The sequence below is a fragment of the Agrobacterium leguminum genome (assembly GCF_005144435.2).
Classification (GTDB): Bacteria; Pseudomonadota; Alphaproteobacteria; order Rhizobiales; family Rhizobiaceae; genus Agrobacterium; species Agrobacterium leguminum.
On the sequence record NZ_CP120212.1, the window covers coordinates 764,148 to 776,220 of the forward strand.

The window sequence follows — 12,073 nt, forward strand, 5'->3', positions numbered from 1 at the left end:
ATGTGTGAAGGCGGGCAAGCGGGAAGGTCAGTCTTCTATTTTGCGCGCTTCGGAAATCAGCATGATCGGCACGCCATCGCGGATCGGATAAGCGAGCCTCGCGCTTTCGGAAATGAGTTCATTGCGGGCGCGGTCATAGGCAAGGCGCCCTTTCGTCAAAGGGCAGACCAGCAGCTCCAGGAGCTTGGGATCGACATTGCTCATCCTGTCGTCCATGGCGGCGATCCTATTGCAGCACGTTGCCGCTCTCGCCCGATCCCTGGGCAAGAACGATCTCGGTGATGGCGATCAATGTTTCGGCCCGCGTCTTCAGGTCCGGCGCTTCCAGCAGCGCCTGTTTTTCAGCCGGTCCGAAGGGAGACATCATGGAAAGCGAATTGACGAGAACGCGGTTGCCCGCCCTTTCCACACTTTCCCAATCCGCTTCCAGCTGGTTGGCATCCAGAAACGAGCGGAATACCCGGAGCAGGTTTTCGCGGTCCACCGCATCCTCGTCATATTCGCCGGAAAGATCGGCGATGAAGGGCGCATGCCGGAAGCTGCGATAGGGTTTGCCCGCCTCCACCTCTTCCAGCAGGCGGAAACGGCACACGCCGGTGAGCGAAATGATATAACGGCCATCGCCGGTTTCGGAAAAGGACGTGATGCGGCCGAGGCAGCCGACGGCGCTCAGCGGACCGCCCTCAAGCCCCGCCTCGATGACATGCAGGGCGGGCTGCACCATGCCGATGATGCGATGGCCGGCCAATGCCCAGTCGATCATGGCGAGATATCGAGGCTCGAAAATATTGAGTGGAAGATGGCCTTCCGGTAGAAGCAGCGCGCCCGGCAATGGAAAGACCGGCACGGTTTCCGGCAGATCGTCGTTCTTCACATATCTCGCATTTCCGACATGCATGGGAATCAAGCCCCCTGTTCACTGCTGCCCGGCCGGCGGATCAACCGCCACGGCCGGGATATGCCCGCATTACGAAAACAGTATCGCCGAAAGCTTCCTGCGGCCGGCAACGGTTGCCGGGTCCTTGAAGCCCCAGGCCTCGAAAAACTCCAGAAGCTGGCGGCGCGCGCCGTCATCGTCGAAGGTCCGGTCCTTGCGCATGATGTAAAGCAAATGATCCGCAGCCTCGTCGCGCCGGCCTTGAGCATTCAGCACCTTGGCGAGCTTCACCCGCGCCTCGTGACGATCGGGATCGAGCGCAAGCTCACGCTCCAGCGCGACCGGGTCGCCGATCTTGCGGGCTTCCTCATATTGCGCGATCTTTTTCGAAACGAGCTGAATGCCCGCATCCTCGTTAAGTTCCGCAGGCAGGGAAGAGAGCAGTTCGCTTGCCCGCTCATATTGGCCGGCGGCGATCATGCATTCGGCGATACCGGCAATCGCTGCCGGATTTTCCGGATCGGCCTGCATGACGGCGCCGAAAAGCTGCGCCGCGCCGTTGAAATCGCCATCCGCCAGAAGCTGCTTCGCCTCTGTCAGAACAGCCTCGATCTCGGCCTTGGGATCGCCCGCATCAGGCCCGGCGATCTTCTCGATGAACTGCTTGATCTGGCTTTCCGGCACGGCACCCATGAAGCCATCCACCGGCCGGCCGTCGGCAAAGGCGACGATTGCCGGAATGGACTGGATACCGAGCTGGCCGGGAATCGACGGGTGGTCGTCGATGTTCAGCTTCACGAGCTTCACGCGGCCATTCGCCTCGTTGATGACCTTCTCGAGCACCGGCGTCAACTGCTTGCACGGACCGCACCAGGGCGCCCAGAAATCCACCAGAACCGGCTGGCGACGCGATTCTTCAAGAACGTCCCTGGAGAAACCCGCCGTCGTGGTGTCCTTGATGTGGCCGGAGGCCGCACCGTTCAGCTCGCCATTATGATGGGCGCTTGCGGTCATCTGCCCGCTATAGGAACCGCCGTAAGGATTATTTTCGCCGCTCATGCCGGTCTCCCGTAACCTCTGTCATATGTCTTATTTGAAGCAAAGATCGTATCTCACTCGCTGACTTTCAAGACAAGCGGCGCATGTCCGGTTGCCTCGAGAAAGCGAATGAGATCCGTGGACGCGATCGTTGTCGTCTGGTCGTTGGAAAGCGGATGGCCATTGACCAGCTCGTTTTCCAGAAGCCCGCTGTCGAGCACGAAGGTGACCTGCCTGTCGGTGTCGTTGATGGCTCCGAACACCGTCACCGAGCCCGGCGCGACGCCCAGATATTCAAGCATCTTTTCCGGTCTGCCAAAGGACACGCGGCTTGCCGCACCGATGGTCTTGTGAACGCTTTTCAGATCGACGACCGCATTTTCCTCAACGGTCAGAACGAAATACTGATCCTTCTTGTCCTTTACAAAGAGGTTCTTTGTATGGCCGCCGGGAATGAGGTCGCGCAGCGACTGGGATTCGGCGACGGTAAACACCGGTTCATGCTGCTTCGTGGTGTGGGAAATGCCGAGTCCGTCGAGAAACTCGAACAGCTCCGTTGCCGTCTTCTGGGAATTTTCCGCCATATCCTGCCGCCTGCCTCTGCCGATTCCACTATCCTTGTTTCCTGATTAAGCGGGCAACCGACGCTTGGCAACGCAGGAAAAAACAGCGGGATGAAAAATTCTCAATCATTTCCGCCGCTTGTCGCATTTCTCAAAGAAATTTTCGCGTTTTTGTCATTTCCCTGTTGCATTCCAAAATCGATTGAGCGATATAGCGCCCGTCGCCGCTTGGCGGCCCACGGTTCAGCGAACTACCCCGGACCGGTGGATTTGAGCGGGTGTAGCTCAGGGGTAGAGCACAACCTTGCCAAGGTTGGGGTCGAGGGTTCAAATCCCTTCGCCCGCTCCAAATTTCTCTAAAGATAGAATCGCCATCAAAGTATCCCTGTTCGCGCGCGTCGCATCGTTCCGTGTCGCGCGGCTTGAGACTCGGCCTGCGCCGCCCCCTGTCGGCAAGTCGCGACGGAAATTATTCCGCAAGCGGAACTTATCCGGAAGATGTCCGTTTCAGACCCGAGGCTCCTAACCTCAGTTCCCCTCTGATTGCCCGCCATGAGCGGGCATTTTTTTGCCGGTGTCGCTGGAACAGCTTATGTGCAAAGCACGTTCTCCTGCGTTGTTCAACGCGGGGAAGAGCCATGTCCGCACATCCTGGAAGAATTCTCTTGATTGCCGCAGTCGCCACCTTGTCAATATCAGGCACATCGCCTGCCGCCGATATGACGGTTTATCGTGAGGAACGGGTTTTGCCGCACAAAACACATCATCAACCGCGGCGGATCGAAAATACCTATTCCAATTCCGCAGAAATGCGCTGCACCGAAAATGTCGTGTCCTATCGCTCCCCTTACGAACGGCACACGGAACAGGTCACGCTCTGCCATCCGCCACTAAACTGGCAAACAGGGCCATCAACAGCAACAATATGGTCGCCTTGATCTTGCCATAATTCATTCAATGTGCTTTTGTGCAGCCGCCCTTGTGGGAGGGGGTAGAGGTTGAGACCCGCTGGCTGCATTTTGGCAGTAAGCGGGTTTCCCTTTTTTTGGGCATAACTTACCGGCAGGCACCATCGGATCCATCGTTTCTCAGGCTCGGAAAAGCAATGAAACACAGGCGCAGAACGGTGCGATATGGATTTTTCATATGAAGGAAAGTGGTAGCGGGAGAGGGACTTGAGCATTCCCCCCAAATTATTTTGGGCCGCTTCGTAGCATAGAATTTTGCCGGCGCTGAAAGAAAAAAATTCAACTGTAGTATTTTCAATAACTTAGATGCTATCCATTAAAACAATATGTTTGTGCGCTGCCATCCTGTCGACGCGGATTGTTGACTCTTTCCTAAAATGAGAACATTTGTAGAACAAATGAGAGAGCAAGAGACATGTCTGACGCGGAAAAGATCATCGTAGTACAGTTTAAAAAGGGACGCGGGGGCATTGTGCCGGGCGACATGCGACCCGCAACCAGCCAAGCATCGGCCGAGAAAATGGCGGCTGCGATGGCGCCTCGCCATATCGGCGTTGCGGCATATTCGGTGACCGTGGATGAGGAGAGCGGCAACATGGCGAACGCTCGCCTGCTAGTCTCGCACGGTCAAATTTCCGACTTGATGCCCGACTGATTTATCAGCGCGGGGGCGCGCGCCTTTTCAAAACAGGGAAAGCTTTACTGCTCTGAAACAGGAGATTGGAGACGTGCGCTCAAATGCAATCAAAAAGCAGGACGATATCGCGGCCTATGTCATCCAGTGTCATGACGGCGATGCCGTTGCTGCCGTTGGAACGCTCCTGGACGAAATCCACCATCTGCAGAACCAACTGTCCATCGCCACCGTAGCCATGGGCCGGGGATACACACGAGGATGGAAGCCGAGCGCCGAGCGGAAATGACATGCGCCATCGTCGCGGCATCGATCTTACCGGCGGCAACAACGACAATATGCCGCCGAAGCCGACAGGTATTTTTGTGCCGCAGCGGGACCACTCGGCGACCTTGGCCGATCTACCGCAATGGTATGTCGTCGGCGCGCAATGCTGGCGCTGCAAACGCGTCGGCATGCTGGACAGGTGGGCGCTACAGCGTCGTTACGGCAAATTTCGCCCGATCATTTCCATGGAGCCGCTCTTGCAGTGCCTTGGCTGCGGCAACCGTGAGAAAAACAGTTTCGTTCTGGCGCGCGCAAAAAGGGACTGGCCATGAGCTATGAACCAACGCCCGGCACCTACGGTTATTTGTGGGCAGAATGCTACACCGTAACGGCCTACTGCGACCCATGTAACCGCGTCGTCAAAGTCGATCTAGAAAAAATGCCCTCCGAGCAAAGCTACATCAACAGGCGCTGGAGGTGCCAGTATTGCCACGGGTTGGGACAGGCCAATCTAAGTCCGGATCACTCGCCACGAGATTCACCGGCCGCCAAACAACGCGATATCGAGCGTGCTCGCAGAAAAAAGGTTCTGGCAGAGCGAATGACCGCCACAAACGCAAAAAGCCGCCCGGAGTAAACCGAGCGGCTTTTTTAAAGGCGACTTGAAGGCTATGACGCGAGACCGATGCGAATGAAAACCCCAGCCAAAGATCAGGGTTTCAACGCCAGCATGATGCTGCCGCCGGAGACCATACCGGCCACGAAGAGAGCGAAGCCAATCAGAATACGGCTCCGCGGGGGAATGTGGCCGTTGTCAATGTCTGGCGCGACGAGCGCCAGGGTACAGGACCACGCCATCATCCAGGCAACGAAAGCGCTAATGGGCGAGTTGACCATCCAGTCCGGACGTTCGTGGTATCGAAGCAACATCACCCACACGCGCTGGAAGAAGATGATGCCGACGATCGAAAACACGGCTACAATCAGGAAGTCGGCGCCGGCGCGACCGTAACGCATCGCTTGGGCGGCATCGCGAAACCAGCGAACGAGAACCGCGAATGCAACACCCAGAACAAGGCTTGAGGAAATCTCGGTCATGTAATCGGCCGAGACGAACATGTTGGCAAACCAGAACAGGGTTACGGCAATCAGGGCGGACCACGCCGCCACACTCGTTTTAAGTCGTCTCATCGCCGGCTGCCTTTCTGCATGCTGACCACTGCCTCCTCCGCGATACGCTGGACGCGATCGCGCCGGCGTTCGAATGTAACGACCGCTTGCGCCAGATCGGCTTTGCGGTCGCGCTTCTCTTTTTCGATTTCCGGATCTGGTAAGGTCTGGACCTTCGGCAAGCGCCACCAGGAAAGCAGCCTCATTCGCCCCTCCTGTTTCCGTTCGACACCATGACTGGCAACACCGTGTCCATGGTATCGGTGAATTTCTGGACGAGCGGCGCGAGCGTCTTCAGCGTCTCGATATGATCGTCCTGAAGCTCTTTGATGCGGGCATCATGCGCCTCGCGATCCTTGGCCCGGCCGATCCGCTCATAGATGTAGAAAATCACCATAAGCAGGGCGAAGCCGCCAAAAGGCCCATGCTGCAGAAACCAGCCGCCGATCTCGTTCGACAGTTCCATTTCTCTGCCCCTCGTAAATTATTGATGGCAAAAGCGGTTAGGTGACCGCTTTTGCCACATCAGGGACCTTGGACATGATGATGTCCTGAAGCGCTGAAGCATTGACGCCGAGCTTCTTCAACGCTTCCGGGTTTTTCTGCATAACATAGGCCGAAGCAACACCAAGAACCTGCCCCGGAACCCCGGCCGCACTTAGCGGCAGCCCGGTTTTTGTGACGGCGTATTTCAAGGCGTTGATCGCCGATTCATGCAGGGCTGCCCGTAACCCAGCCTCGATTTCGACGCGCTGTTTTTCGTCGGAAATTTTCAGCAGCGCGATCAACCGCACACTCAGCCATGTGACGAGGGCCGGGCCGATGGTGGAAACCAGAAGGACAATGACCGGCTGTACGATCGTCCAAAGATCGTACCAGATGGATGACGGCGCGATGACCGGCGCGGTATCCTGCGCCCACGCCGGAGCAAAAAAGAACGCCACGAGGCAGACAAGAGCCAGAGCCAAGGCAATGATCCAATAAATGAGCCTCATGGTCAGCCCTCCACCTTCTGCGCTTCACGGACAGCGATGCTGATTGTCAGATAGGCGCTGGAAGCGGCCACCAGCGTGGAAGCGAGCGTTGCCGTCTCCTTGTTCACACAGAGCGCCTGAAGGCTCTGGTAGGCCGCCTGTGCGGCGGCGGCGGTCTTGGGCTTGAGCTTGTCGGCTGCAATGAACGGCTGAAGCACCGCAAAGGCGGTTTCGCCGGCTGAGCAGACCTGCGGCAGGCTGTTGCGGATGCCGGTATCGATGGAGCCGGTTGTGGCCGAGCAAGAGGCGAGCGAAAGTGCCGCCAGTGCGATGATCGCAAAGCGTTTCATGGTCGTTTCCTTTGTGGAGAGGTTCAGTTATCGAAGTCTGGAATGTCTACCGTTCGCCCAGCGAGCGAATGGGTGCAATCATTCAGAAAATGGATTTGGCCATCGGTAACGAATGAGTGGCAAACCGTTGGAACAGGCGAAAAACTTTGCCCCGTCATCACTGTTTCAATCTCTTCGTCGCTGAGCGGTCTCGTCCCCCTGACGAGAATGGACGGCGTGAAAGTGGGCGCGTCTGGGTTGCCGTTATATTCCCAACGCGGCCCCGCCCCTTCGCCGACGCCGACTTGATGGGCACCATCACATCCGGGGCACCAGAACAGAATGCCGCCATCTTGGGCGCTGCGAAGCTTGCTTGATAAAGCCGCCATGTCACGCCTCGTTGGTAGTAACGGAAGCCGAAATCGTGGTCATCGACAGAGCGGCATATGGCGCATCCTGATAGGTGACTGGCCAGCGATAGCCGAGCAATCGTGTTTTCGCGATGCGTGCAATGCTGACCGAATCGGACTGATTGCCGCCGAGGATATGAAGGTGCGTCTTGTCGTGGCCGACGACGATACCAACGTGACCTTGCCAGCCATCCTTTGAACCACGCCAGAAGACAGCGATTGCGCCGATCTGGGGATCGTTCAGCGGCTTGCCGAACTTCAGCCAGTTGCGAGACCCTAGCGGATTGGCGGGCATCGGCTCCTTTGGCAGCGCCGTGGCAATGACCATGCTGACGAATGCACCGCACCAGGCGATTTCGCTCGCATCGAGGCGAAGGGCCTTATCAAGAACCTTGGCGTTCTTGACCTCATGCAGGCCAATGAAGCGGCGGGCTTCTGTCACCCACGGTGGAGCCATGGGCTTATTGTCGTTCAATCCGAGCGCGGTGAGCGTCTTCGGGCCGATCGTGCCGGGATAGAGGATAGAGAGCTTCTTATCCTCCTGAAACCGCGTCACGGCCTTTGTCGTGCTGCGGCCGGGAATGCCATCGGCGCCTGACGGCCCGACATCATAGCCGAGCGAAATCAGGCGCTGCTGTACCTCGCGTACAGTCGCCATGCGTTTTCTCCTGATTGTGGGTGATTTCTTGGGTTGCCGCAGGTCGGCGTCATGTCTTATGAAAAATCTTCACGTGCCCTACAACCTGGCGCGCGATAAAGACCCGGCGCTGCTGAGAAGGCGCCGGGTCATTTTATTTTCAAAGGCCACTTAATTGTGGGTTATGGGTGCTGGGTATATTAGGGATTGACGGACCCTAAAAGCCGCCTCAGAGATACCGGATATGGCTCACAAAAATGCCGAGGGGCCGCGTGTCCGGAGATGACGATATCTCTGTGGGTCGATGACATTCCACCGAGACATCTACAGATCTCGAGCCGTTGTTACGGAATCGAACATCGGCGATCTGACTAGGTTGGAGAGTTACGCTCCTTGTCTCATCACCGCAGCGAAGGCTCACAACCTTTTGGACAGGCAAATGATTGATGAGAGAAACAGTTAGAGCACTAAAATTCCGGGACGCATCGACCGGGATTGTGGCGTTCTGTTTTGTCCACCTCCCTTCGCTTTCCGGCGGATACCAGCCTTCAGCATCTTTCTTTGCGAGCCAATAGTTCCCCAGAGAAACAACATCGTCTCTGTGCTCGATGACGTAAATTTCTCCGTACATAGTCTGGGGGCATGGGATATGACGAACCTTGAAACCGTTCGATTGGAACAGGTTGACTATAAACTTTTGATCAAATCCAAGTTCCAACCAACCGCGGCTGCGGGTAACTGACGTGGTCTCGCTATCAAGACGAAAACCCCAAGGGTATGGCACTGCCGGCGTCGGATCAGCGAATATAGGTTCAGCACAGAGAATAATCCGGCCGGTCTTCGGACGGAGGACCGATTTTATCGTTTTAATCAGATGCCTGAAGTTCAGGCAGTGATGAAACGCCTTGTAGAAATATATGAGATCATAGAAATGATCCCTCCCGCGAGGAAGGTCAGCAAACGTGCCGACATGTGGGGTTAAGCTCGTTCCGAAAAACTCGGCATTCTCCTTGACGTATCCGCAGAAATTCTTGGAAATATCTACAGTGTCAACGTTCACGCCCAAGCGCGAAAGAGCCAATGCGGTCTGGCCGAAGCCAGCGCCATACTCCAAAGCCCAGTCCCCTGCCTTCAAGCCTGAGTGCTGGAGAATCGATCCCATAGCTATGAGGTGATTGCCGGCATTCTGCACGGCCCCAGGATGACGTGCGACGTAAAATGCTGGAAATCTTACGGCGTCGACGCCCGGCCCAATAACCTCTAACTCGTCGACCTCAGGATCATAGTTTCGTCCTCGACCGGAGATTGCTTGCCACATCCTGAGCTGCTGCGCTTCGTACTCGTCAGAAAATGGATCGAGATTTGTTTTGAACCAGTCCGGCAATTCCATACTGGAATGCTTTAGCATATCCCATGCAGTTCCGGCGCGAAGGTCTGTTTCCTCAAACGTTCGGCCGAGAAGATCAAGGTCATCTTCCGTGTAACGTTTTGTGGCGTTTATTTGATGAGCTCGATCCATGCCGCCCTCCATTAAGGATATGCGTTTGCCGCGTAGCGAAAGGCGATACCGCAAGCAGTGCTGGTTATCAACACTACACCAACCCCAAAGTCATCGCTGATGACTGAACTTGGGGCAACGCCATCCGTGCGCGTCCCAGCGGAATCATAGGTCGATACTCGCCCAGCCGTGCCCGCCATATCATAAACTGTGACAGCCGGAGTGCGGATTTTTTTGCTGCGGTATTGCGTGAAAAGACGCTTCTGCCCAGAGGATGCTGTAAAGCCATTGATCTGCGCTACACCAACCTCAAAACATGCATCCTCGCCCGTTAATGTCTCAATATATGTCGCCCTCGTTGGCGCCCGAAGCTTCCTTCCGGACGTGACCGTAGCGCCGTAAACCTTAACATTGACCGTTTTACTGGATCCCTGAATCCTAAAAGCATATTCGAGGCTGTTCTGGAAATTTTCCACCCCAATGTAGCTACTGACATCCGGGCAGTTGAATGTGACCGCAACAAGCTTTCTCCCTGGAGAGATAGCCAACTCATTAGTATCTACGACCAGCGGCCTATCAACAGAAGCATCCGATGCATTAATCCTCATCCTGACATAAAAATCCATGACACATGCCACATCGACCTCTATGTCAATGACAGATGTAAATTGTTTTCCACTGAACTGCCTAACTCCTAGAATATTTTGCCGCACATAGGCCAGTCCATTTCCAACACCAAAAACAGCATTGAACCGTAACCCGCCCGAAGCGCCGGATATTTTCTGTATGGAGTTTATCGACGTCCCGGTTCCAACGGTTTCAGCCCTCCACTGCGCGAGAATCATAGCATTGGTATTCTCTGAGAGAGACGTTGGCATGTAGCCTTCATGCCACACGTTAAAGCCTCCGTTAAGAATATAATTCTCGTCAGCTGCATCTATCTGATAAGTTTGATCGATAATGTAAGCAACACCAACAGCCGGAAGAACATCCTTTCCTTGAAAATTCAAGGATGACAGCGCCAGTTCCCACCAACTCCCGTCAGCCGTCTGAAACTTCCCGGCATGCATTGGCTCATTTTCTGTCCTGACATAGCTACCGCCGCCGCCATCGCCCGCCGCATAATAACCATTCACGCGGATGAAGTCGATACTAGGCAGAACTTCAATGTCGGGCATATCAACGACCGTGTCGAAGATAGCATATTCGTCACGCGGGAATGCGTTGTCGGCCTTCACGCCCTGCGCGGCAGTGGCAAAATTATCAGTACCCTGCGTTGCCGCACTACCAAGACCTAGTTGCTGGCGGACCCGGGGCGCGACGTCTGCAATGTTCTTCTGTCTGTCCAAAGGAACAGTCATTCGAGACTCCATTCAGCCATGAAAAAACCGGCCATAAGCCGGTGATCAATTCGGGGATTTTTAGGGGCCGGTGTTACCGGTTGGATGGCGCCAGAATTTCCGCCGCACGCTCTTCTCCGAAAAGCGTCGTCGCGGTGGTTTCCAGTAACTCCCAAAGAGAATGATCACTGCGATAGGAGGAGGCGGAGCGGAAAATATTCTGGACGCGTGCCGACTGCCGAGACATGGCCATCTCGACTTCATCGGCCTCTTCATCCGTGAGGCGAGACCACAGGTCGACAGGATACAGCACAGTCACGGACGGAAGTTCGAAAGGTATGGATTTCGCCACCTCCAGCGCATTGGTGTAGTCCTGCTCAGATAGCTCTTCGGCCCCGTCGGGCAACAGATATCCCTCCCCGTAGGATACGGCGCCATTCAAATCCAGTCTGTAGAAAATCATGGTAATACCCTTATTCATGCAGTGCGAGGATACGAGGATCGACAACGTTGTATGGCCCGACAGCGGTGTTCTTCATGACAACCAGTTGAGCTGTATAGCTTAGCGATGGATCAAGCCCATAGAACCGCTCGCGCAGCGTGATTGACGTCTGCAACCCGCCGTTGTTGACGCAACCGAGATAGTCCGACGTGGAGATCACGGTCGATCCTTGCCGCAGCTTCATGTAGCCAATAATATTTCCAAGCGCCGCATCCGTATTTCTGAATGCAACATAGGCGACGCAATCCAGATAGGTCGTCCCAGTTACAGCAATGGTCTGTACCACGGTCTCGACGTTGTAAGTCACATCAGTCAGCGCAGTACCAGGAGTGAAAGCGCGCGTCTGTCGCGCGGCACGGGGAGACAGGCGAAGAATTGCCGTCCATGGATTGGACAGCACGAAATTCGTTCCGTTATAGACCAATTCCGCAATGCGACCAGAGACCATCTCGCCGTCTGAAACACCGATCCCATCGGCGTAGACGATAGGCTTCGCGCCGAGACCGTTAACGTTGATCGTTGGTCCCTTGGCCGTATTGGTCAAGGAGGGCTTCACGCGAATTACCAGCCCTGGAGACAGCGCGACCGGCGCTGGCGACAAAGCCGCTGTCAGCGCGTTGGCAGTTCCACCGCCATCAACATAATTGACAGCGCCGGCCTGTACAGCTTGCGCCAACTGAAGATTGTCATCGGACGGCGCGAGCCCCGATTTAATGATAAGGTCGACGATTTCTCGCTGGGGGATTTCGATCGCAGCAGCAGGAACGGCCGACCCACGTATTGCACCGGGAACGTTCTTATCAACGTACCCTGCATCTGGATCGGTCGATCCGAACGGTGGATGATATTTCATGAGGGTCTCCAAG

20 protein-coding genes and 1 tRNA gene are annotated in these 12,073 nt (G+C 55.7%); 6 read left to right on the forward strand and 15 right to left on the reverse strand.

Annotation, left to right across the window (positions count from 1 at the left end):
* Positions 1–27: 27 nt before the first annotated feature.
* The 4 genes from CFBP4996_RS17960 to CFBP4996_RS17975 all read right to left on the reverse strand — a co-directional run bounded on the left by CFBP4996_RS17960 (position 28) and on the right by CFBP4996_RS17975 (position 2,499).
* On the reverse strand, positions 28–216 hold the full coding sequence (locus tag CFBP4996_RS17960; protein WP_003523265.1) for a Trm112 family protein: 189 nt from the start codon (positions 214–216) through the stop codon (positions 28–30).
* Positions 217–226: 10 nt separating this feature from the next.
* Entirely contained in the window at positions 227–898 is a 672-nt protein-coding gene (locus CFBP4996_RS17965) for an LON peptidase substrate-binding domain-containing protein (protein WP_020808696.1), read from the reverse strand.
* A 69-nt stretch (positions 899–967) separates the two neighbouring features.
* Complete coding sequence (gene trxA, locus CFBP4996_RS17970) at positions 968–1,936, reverse strand: thioredoxin (RefSeq protein ID WP_003523262.1); 969 nt, start codon at positions 1,934–1,936, stop codon at positions 968–970.
* Between the two features lie 53 nt (positions 1,937–1,989).
* Entirely contained in the window at positions 1,990–2,499 is a 510-nt protein-coding gene (locus CFBP4996_RS17975) for a prolyl-tRNA synthetase associated domain-containing protein (RefSeq protein WP_003523260.1), read from the reverse strand.
* Positions 2,500–2,752: 253 nt separating this feature from the next.
* Between CFBP4996_RS17975 and CFBP4996_RS17980 the strand changes: the two genes are divergently transcribed.
* From CFBP4996_RS17980 to CFBP4996_RS18005, 6 genes are all read left to right on the forward strand, one after another.
* Positions 2,753–2,827, forward strand: a tRNA-Gly gene (locus CFBP4996_RS17980).
* A gap of 289 nt (positions 2,828–3,116) precedes the next feature.
* Positions 3,117–3,416 (forward strand): hypothetical protein, encoded by a 300-nt coding sequence (locus CFBP4996_RS17985; protein ID WP_137396269.1) that lies wholly within the window; start codon positions 3,117–3,119, stop codon positions 3,414–3,416.
* 445 nt (positions 3,417–3,861) lie between these two features.
* Entirely contained in the window at positions 3,862–4,101 is a 240-nt protein-coding gene (locus tag CFBP4996_RS17990) for a hypothetical protein (RefSeq protein WP_080854329.1), read from the forward strand.
* A gap of 73 nt (positions 4,102–4,174) precedes the next feature.
* Complete coding sequence (locus CFBP4996_RS17995) at positions 4,175–4,369, forward strand: hypothetical protein (protein WP_233283567.1); 195 nt, start codon at positions 4,175–4,177, stop codon at positions 4,367–4,369.
* A gap of 1 nt (position 4,370) precedes the next feature.
* On the forward strand, positions 4,371–4,679 hold the full coding sequence (locus tag CFBP4996_RS18000; protein WP_080854327.1) for a hypothetical protein: 309 nt from the start codon (positions 4,371–4,373) through the stop codon (positions 4,677–4,679).
* Positions 4,676–4,984 carry a hypothetical protein gene (locus CFBP4996_RS18005; RefSeq protein WP_137396270.1) on the forward strand — a complete coding sequence of 103 codons (309 nt, stop codon included), beginning with the start codon at positions 4,676–4,678 and terminating at the stop codon, positions 4,982–4,984. The genes CFBP4996_RS18000 and CFBP4996_RS18005 overlap by 4 nt, the downstream gene beginning before the upstream one ends.
* A gap of 74 nt (positions 4,985–5,058) precedes the next feature.
* On the opposite strand, the gene CFBP4996_RS18010 is transcribed toward CFBP4996_RS18005, so the two are convergent.
* The 11 genes from CFBP4996_RS18010 to CFBP4996_RS18060 form a co-directional block, all read right to left on the reverse strand.
* The gene (locus tag CFBP4996_RS18010; protein ID WP_137396271.1) at positions 5,059–5,538 is read right to left on the reverse strand and encodes a hypothetical protein; all 480 of its coding nucleotides are present in this window, start codon (positions 5,536–5,538) and stop codon (positions 5,059–5,061) included.
* Positions 5,535–5,723: a hypothetical protein gene (locus CFBP4996_RS18015; protein ID WP_080854325.1), complete on the reverse strand. Its 189-nt coding sequence runs from the start codon at positions 5,721–5,723 to the stop codon at positions 5,535–5,537. The genes CFBP4996_RS18010 and CFBP4996_RS18015 overlap by 4 nt, the downstream gene beginning before the upstream one ends.
* Positions 5,720–5,983, reverse strand: a complete 264-nt coding sequence (locus tag CFBP4996_RS18020) for a hypothetical protein (protein WP_080854324.1) — start codon at positions 5,981–5,983, stop codon at positions 5,720–5,722. The genes CFBP4996_RS18015 and CFBP4996_RS18020 overlap by 4 nt, the downstream gene beginning before the upstream one ends.
* Before the next feature lie 37 nt (positions 5,984–6,020).
* Positions 6,021–6,512: a hypothetical protein gene (locus tag CFBP4996_RS18025; RefSeq protein WP_080854323.1), complete on the reverse strand. Its 492-nt coding sequence runs from the start codon at positions 6,510–6,512 to the stop codon at positions 6,021–6,023.
* A gap of 2 nt (positions 6,513–6,514) precedes the next feature.
* On the reverse strand, positions 6,515–6,841 hold the full coding sequence (locus CFBP4996_RS18030; RefSeq protein WP_080854322.1) for a hypothetical protein: 327 nt from the start codon (positions 6,839–6,841) through the stop codon (positions 6,515–6,517).
* 23 nt (positions 6,842–6,864) lie between these two features.
* On the reverse strand, positions 6,865–7,209 hold the full coding sequence (locus CFBP4996_RS18035) for a ubiquitination-like system serine protease family protein (RefSeq protein WP_080854321.1): 345 nt from the start codon (positions 7,207–7,209) through the stop codon (positions 6,865–6,867).
* 1 nt (position 7,210) lies between these two features.
* A complete protein-coding gene (locus tag CFBP4996_RS18040; RefSeq protein WP_080854320.1) occupies positions 7,211–7,888 on the reverse strand; it encodes an NlpC/P60 family protein in 678 nt (225 codons plus the stop codon).
* Between the two features lie 208 nt (positions 7,889–8,096).
* Positions 8,097–9,386, reverse strand: a complete 1,290-nt coding sequence (locus CFBP4996_RS18045; RefSeq protein WP_162936073.1) for a class I SAM-dependent methyltransferase — start codon at positions 9,384–9,386, stop codon at positions 8,097–8,099.
* A gap of 11 nt (positions 9,387–9,397) precedes the next feature.
* On the reverse strand, positions 9,398–10,726 hold the full coding sequence (locus CFBP4996_RS18050) for a hypothetical protein (RefSeq protein ID WP_080854318.1): 1,329 nt from the start codon (positions 10,724–10,726) through the stop codon (positions 9,398–9,400).
* Between the two features lie 73 nt (positions 10,727–10,799).
* The gene (locus tag CFBP4996_RS18055) at positions 10,800–11,168 is read right to left on the reverse strand and encodes a hypothetical protein (RefSeq protein ID WP_080854317.1); all 369 of its coding nucleotides are present in this window, start codon (positions 11,166–11,168) and stop codon (positions 10,800–10,802) included.
* 10 nt (positions 11,169–11,178) lie between these two features.
* A complete protein-coding gene (locus CFBP4996_RS18060; protein WP_080854316.1) occupies positions 11,179–12,060 on the reverse strand; it encodes a hypothetical protein in 882 nt (293 codons plus the stop codon).
* Positions 12,061–12,073 lie beyond the last annotated feature (13 nt).

Bases quoted from the DNA above. Each gene is read 5' to 3' on its own strand.
- CFBP4996_RS18005 (WP_137396270.1), top strand. From the start codon at position 4,676: ATGAGCTATGAACCAACGCCCGGCACCTACGGTTATTTGTGGGCAGAA.
- CFBP4996_RS18045 (WP_162936073.1), bottom strand. From the start codon at position 9,386: ATGGATCGAGCTCATCAAATAAACGCCACAAAACGTTACACGGAAGAT.
- CFBP4996_RS18020 (WP_080854324.1), bottom strand. From the start codon at position 5,983: ATGGAACTGTCGAACGAGATCGGCGGCTGGTTTCTGCAGCATGGGCCT.
- CFBP4996_RS18060 (WP_080854316.1), bottom strand. From the start codon at position 12,060: ATGAAATATCATCCACCGTTCGGATCGACCGATCCAGATGCAGGGTAC.
- CFBP4996_RS17990 (WP_080854329.1), top strand. From the start codon at position 3,862: ATGTCTGACGCGGAAAAGATCATCGTAGTACAGTTTAAAAAGGGACGC.
- CFBP4996_RS18035 (WP_080854321.1), bottom strand. From the start codon at position 7,209: ATGGCGGCTTTATCAAGCAAGCTTCGCAGCGCCCAAGATGGCGGCATT.
- CFBP4996_RS18050 (WP_080854318.1), bottom strand. From the start codon at position 10,726: ATGACTGTTCCTTTGGACAGACAGAAGAACATTGCAGACGTCGCGCCC.
- CFBP4996_RS18055 (WP_080854317.1), bottom strand. From the start codon at position 11,168: ATGATTTTCTACAGACTGGATTTGAATGGCGCCGTATCCTACGGGGAG.
- CFBP4996_RS18025 (WP_080854323.1), bottom strand. From the start codon at position 6,512: ATGAGGCTCATTTATTGGATCATTGCCTTGGCTCTGGCTCTTGTCTGC.
- trxA (WP_003523262.1), bottom strand. From the start codon at position 1,936: ATGAGCGGCGAAAATAATCCTTACGGCGGTTCCTATAGCGGGCAGATG.
- CFBP4996_RS18000 (WP_080854327.1), top strand. From the start codon at position 4,371: ATGCGCCATCGTCGCGGCATCGATCTTACCGGCGGCAACAACGACAAT.
- CFBP4996_RS18030 (WP_080854322.1), bottom strand. From the start codon at position 6,841: ATGAAACGCTTTGCGATCATCGCACTGGCGGCACTTTCGCTCGCCTCT.
- CFBP4996_RS17985 (WP_137396269.1), top strand. From the start codon at position 3,117: ATGTCCGCACATCCTGGAAGAATTCTCTTGATTGCCGCAGTCGCCACC.
- CFBP4996_RS17965 (WP_020808696.1), bottom strand. From the start codon at position 898: ATGCATGTCGGAAATGCGAGATATGTGAAGAACGACGATCTGCCGGAA.
- CFBP4996_RS17960 (WP_003523265.1), bottom strand. From the start codon at position 216: ATGGACGACAGGATGAGCAATGTCGATCCCAAGCTCCTGGAGCTGCTG.
- CFBP4996_RS18015 (WP_080854325.1), bottom strand. From the start codon at position 5,723: ATGAGGCTGCTTTCCTGGTGGCGCTTGCCGAAGGTCCAGACCTTACCA.
- CFBP4996_RS17975 (WP_003523260.1), bottom strand. From the start codon at position 2,499: ATGGCGGAAAATTCCCAGAAGACGGCAACGGAGCTGTTCGAGTTTCTC.
- CFBP4996_RS18010 (WP_137396271.1), bottom strand. From the start codon at position 5,538: ATGAGACGACTTAAAACGAGTGTGGCGGCGTGGTCCGCCCTGATTGCC.
- CFBP4996_RS18040 (WP_080854320.1), bottom strand. From the start codon at position 7,888: ATGGCGACTGTACGCGAGGTACAGCAGCGCCTGATTTCGCTCGGCTAT.